The organism is Microbacterium sp., assembly GCF_035554235.1.
Classification (GTDB): domain Bacteria; phylum Actinomycetota; class Actinomycetes; order Actinomycetales; family Microbacteriaceae; genus Microbacterium.
Genome location: NZ_DATMIO010000130.1, coordinates 1 through 3,639, shown reverse-complemented (window position 1 = coordinate 3,639; position 3,639 = coordinate 1). Strand labels below are relative to the sequence as shown.

At 68.5% G+C, this 3,639-nt stretch carries 4 protein-coding genes; 1 reads left to right on the top strand and 3 read right to left on the bottom strand.

The window, feature by feature from the left end:
• From dhaL to VNT50_RS06735, 3 genes are all read right to left on the bottom strand, one after another.
• The coding region (gene dhaL, locus VNT50_RS06745; RefSeq protein ID WP_325484338.1) for a dihydroxyacetone kinase subunit DhaL at positions 1-619 on the bottom strand (619 nt) is incomplete at its 3' end.
• Between the two features lie 2 nt (positions 620-621).
• Positions 622-1,623, bottom strand: coding sequence for a dihydroxyacetone kinase subunit DhaK (gene dhaK / locus VNT50_RS06740; RefSeq protein ID WP_325484337.1), 1,002 nt, complete (start codon positions 1,621-1,623; stop codon positions 622-624).
• A 36-nt stretch (positions 1,624-1,659) separates the two neighbouring features.
• A complete protein-coding gene (locus VNT50_RS06735; protein ID WP_325484336.1) occupies positions 1,660-2,451 on the bottom strand; it encodes an MIP/aquaporin family protein in 792 nt (263 codons plus the stop codon).
• Positions 2,452-2,579: 128 nt separating this feature from the next.
• Between VNT50_RS06735 and VNT50_RS06730 the strand changes: the two genes are divergently transcribed.
• Positions 2,580-3,353, top strand: coding sequence for an IclR family transcriptional regulator (locus tag VNT50_RS06730; protein WP_325484335.1), 774 nt, complete (start codon positions 2,580-2,582; stop codon positions 3,351-3,353).
• Positions 3,354-3,639: the final 286 nt, after the last annotated feature.

Sequence of the window (3,639 nt, the reverse complement as noted above, 5' to 3'; positions counted from 1 at the left end):
CGGCCTCGATGAGCAGGGCCACGCTCGCCGCGCCCGGGTCCATGTGTCCGATGCTGCGTTCGCCGAGGTAGCTCGCCCTGCCCTTGCGGGCCAGCATCGGGGTCGTTGCGTCGCGACCGGTCCGAGCGGCATCCCTGGCGGCTGTGAGTGCGGTCGCCAGCGACCCGTCATCGGCGAGGGAGCGCTCGAGCGCGTCTGCTGCGGGGGCCAGCGCGTCGTACATGGTCTTGTCGCCTGGCGCGGGCTTGCCGCGATCGACGACGCCACCGACGCCTGCTCGCAGAGCAGCGGCGACGTCGCCGGCCGAGAGGATGTCGCCGGCGGCTCCGAGCGAGCCGCCCATCCGGAGGAACATCGTGCCGAACAACGGCCCGCTGGCTCCGCCGACGGTGGAGACCAACGTCATCCCCACCTTGGACAGGAGTGCCCCGGCGTTCGGCGGCGGGCTTTCATCGAGCGCGGCCACGGCGGCCTTCATGCCCCGATCCATGTTCGAGCCGTGGTCGGCATCGCCGATCGCTGCGTCGAGCTCGGTCAGGTGCTCTCGGTTGTCCGCGATCAACTTGGCGAAGTTGCGCACCCACCGCTCGAAGACCGCCGTGGTCACGCTCTGGCTCATCGTCAAATTCCCCGTCTCAGAGCCGGAGTGTTGACAGGAGCGTCCCAGAGCGACAGCAGCTCGTCATCGACCCGCAGCAGGGTGACGGACACGCCGGCCATATCGAGGGAGGTGATGTAGGAGCCGACGAGCGATCTCGCCACCGGCACGCCGTGCTGGTCGAGGATCTTCTGCACCTCGTTGAACATGAGGTACAGCTCGATGAGCGGGGTGCCGCCGAGGCCGTTGACGAAGGCGATCACCGGATCGCCCTTCGCGAACGGCAAGTCGGAGAGAACGGGCTCCACGAGCAGCGAGGCGACCTCGCGCGCGGGCGCAAGCGGGAGTCGCTGCCGCCCGGGCTCGCCGTGGATCCCGACACCGAGCTCCATCTCGTCCTCCCCGAGCTCGAACGTCGGATGACCGACCGCCGGCACCGTGCACGAGGTGAGCGCCAGGCCCATGCTGCGGCCATTCGCGTTCACGGAGCGCGCGATCCTCGCGACCTCGTCGAGGTCGCGACCCTGCTCCGCGGCGGCTCCGGCGATCTTCTCGAGCAGGACGGTCGCGCCGACTCCTCGGCGCCCCGCCGTCCACGTGCTGTCCTGGACCGCCACGTCGTCGTCGGTGATCACCGAGACCACGCGCGCCCCGGTCTCCGCGGCTGCCATCTCGGCGGCCATCTCGAAGTTCATGACGTCGCCGGTGTAGTTCTTGACCACGTGCAGGATGCCCGCGCCGCCGTCCACGAGCTTCGTCGCCGCGAGGATCTGCCCCGGTACCGGTGAGGTGAAGACGTCACCGGCACACGCAGCGTCGAGCATCCCCTGCCCGACGAAACCGCCGTGCAGCGGCTCATGTCCCGAACCGCCCCCGGAGATGATCCCCACCTTGCCCTTCTTCGGCGCAGCACCGCGATAGACGACCTTGTTCTCGTAGTCGACCCGCAGGTCGGGATGAGCCGCTTCGATGCCGCGCAGGGCTTCCAGCACGACGTCGTTCGGGTCGTTGATGAACTTCTTCATGAGAGTCCCTTTCGCTGCGGACTGGTGAGGGGCGCGTCAGACGGTGGTGGCTTGTCGTCCGTCCGACAGCTGTGGGTCGGGATCACCGAGGTCCAGGCCTGGAGCGGCCACGGACGCCTCGGCCGGTGTGCGCGTGAGGACGCCGTACACCAGGGCCGCGACGATGCCGGCGAGGAACTCGGCGGCGAGGTAGACCGGCAGCTGGGACCACTTCACCGTGCCGCCCGCGATCTGCTGGACGAGCATGGGTCCCACGGTACGAGCCGGGTTGATGGATGCGCCCGTCGTCGGCGCAACCGGGATGATGGCCGCGAAGACGACCAAGCCGATCGCGACGCCGGCGAAGCCCGACGCGGCCTTGCGGTGGATCACGCCGAAGATCGTGAAGACGAGGATGAAGGTGCCCACGAACTCGGCGGTGAACGCCTGCGCCCAGCTGATGTCGCCGTAGGAAGCGACGCCCAGGCCGACGTCGCTGGCCTTCTGACCGAGGACGCCGATGATCGCGGCAGCCCCGATGAGCGCGCCGACGACCTGCGCGCCGATGTACGCCGGCACCTGCGACCAGGGGAACTTGCCTGACACGGCAAGACCGAGCGTCACCGCCGGGTTGATGTGGTTGCCACCGACGTGGCCGAGTGCGTACACGGTCGCGATCACCACCGTGCCGAACGCCAGGGAGATCACGCCCAGGTCGGCCATCGTGAACGGCGCATTGCCGTTGACGATCAGGGTGGCAGGCACGGACCCCACCCCGATGAACACCAGGAACGCGGTCCCGATGACCTCGGCACCCAGACGTTGGAAGAAGTTGGTCTCGTCAAGCATGGGCCTTGCCCCTTCGCAAAAGTTGTCCGAATCAGATTCGACATCGTCGAATAAGATTTGGAGGGTACACCTGTGATTCACTACTAGGCAAGGGTCTTCGTGAAGCTGCCCACAGCGGAAGGACGGACGTGATCCAATCGGTCGACCGCGCGATCCGCGTGCTCAGCGCCCTCCAGGGCGCGCGACGGATGAGCCTTGCGGAGCTGGCCGCCCGCCTCGAGCTCGCCCCGTCGACGACCCACGGCATCGTCCGCACCCTCGTCGAGCACGGCATGGTCGTACAAGAGCGCGGATCCAGCCGCTACCAGCTCGGACCTGCCGTGCTCAGGCTGGGCAACGTCTACCTGGACACCCTCGAGCTGAGGTCCAGGGCAATCCCATGGGCCGAGGACCTCGCCAGACGCACGGGACTCGCCGTGCGCACCGGGGTGCTGCTCGTCGACGAGGTCGTGATCATCCACCACGAGCCGCGCCCCGACGGCAGCAGGCAAATGCCCGAGGTCGGCATCGTGATCCCGGTCCACGCCAGCGCCCTCGGCAAGGCCATGCTCGCGTTCCTGCCCGAGGACGAGAAGCGGGTGCTCACCTCCGGTGACCTGCGCAGCATGACCGGGGAGACCATCACCACGCCGGACGCGCTTGGCGAGCAGCTGGACGCGATCCGGTCTAGCGGCATCGCGGTGGAACAGGACGAGGCCGTGATCGGGGAGAGCTCCCTGGCTAGCCCGATCTTCGATTCGTACGCCGAAGCGATCGGCGCCATCGGAGTGGTGATCCCGTCCGACGGCGACGCCTCAAGCCACGACGCCCGTGACCTGGTCCGCGAGGCGGCGCGCTCCGTGTCGAGAGAGCTCGGCGCCGCGGTGTGGCCTCCACGAGTGACCGGGGACGGACGGCGCTGACGGCAAACCCCCGGCCCCTTGCTCCATCCGGCAAATACAACAGCGGGCCACACTCGGAAGGAACCGCCCCGGGGCTCAGTGCACGACAGACCGCCGGCCATCTCCTGCCGGGTTGCCGTAGGTGGGACCCGGCTCGCTGCCTCACCGACTTGACGGGTTTCGTCAACTCAATACGTGGCGCTCACGACCTGACCAACCCGCCCCGGAGGCCGGGGCGGTGTCGTCCCCCACCGCACCCTGATTGCCCACGTGCGTGTCACCACCGGCAGCCGGCCTGGTCATGATC

Coding starts and splice junctions, on each gene's coding strand:
- dhaK (WP_325484337.1), bottom strand. CDS start 1,623: ATGAAGAAGTTCATCAACGACCCGAACGACGTCGTGCTGGAAGCCCTG.
- VNT50_RS06735 (WP_325484336.1), bottom strand. CDS start 2,451: ATGCTTGACGAGACCAACTTCTTCCAACGTCTGGGTGCCGAGGTCATC.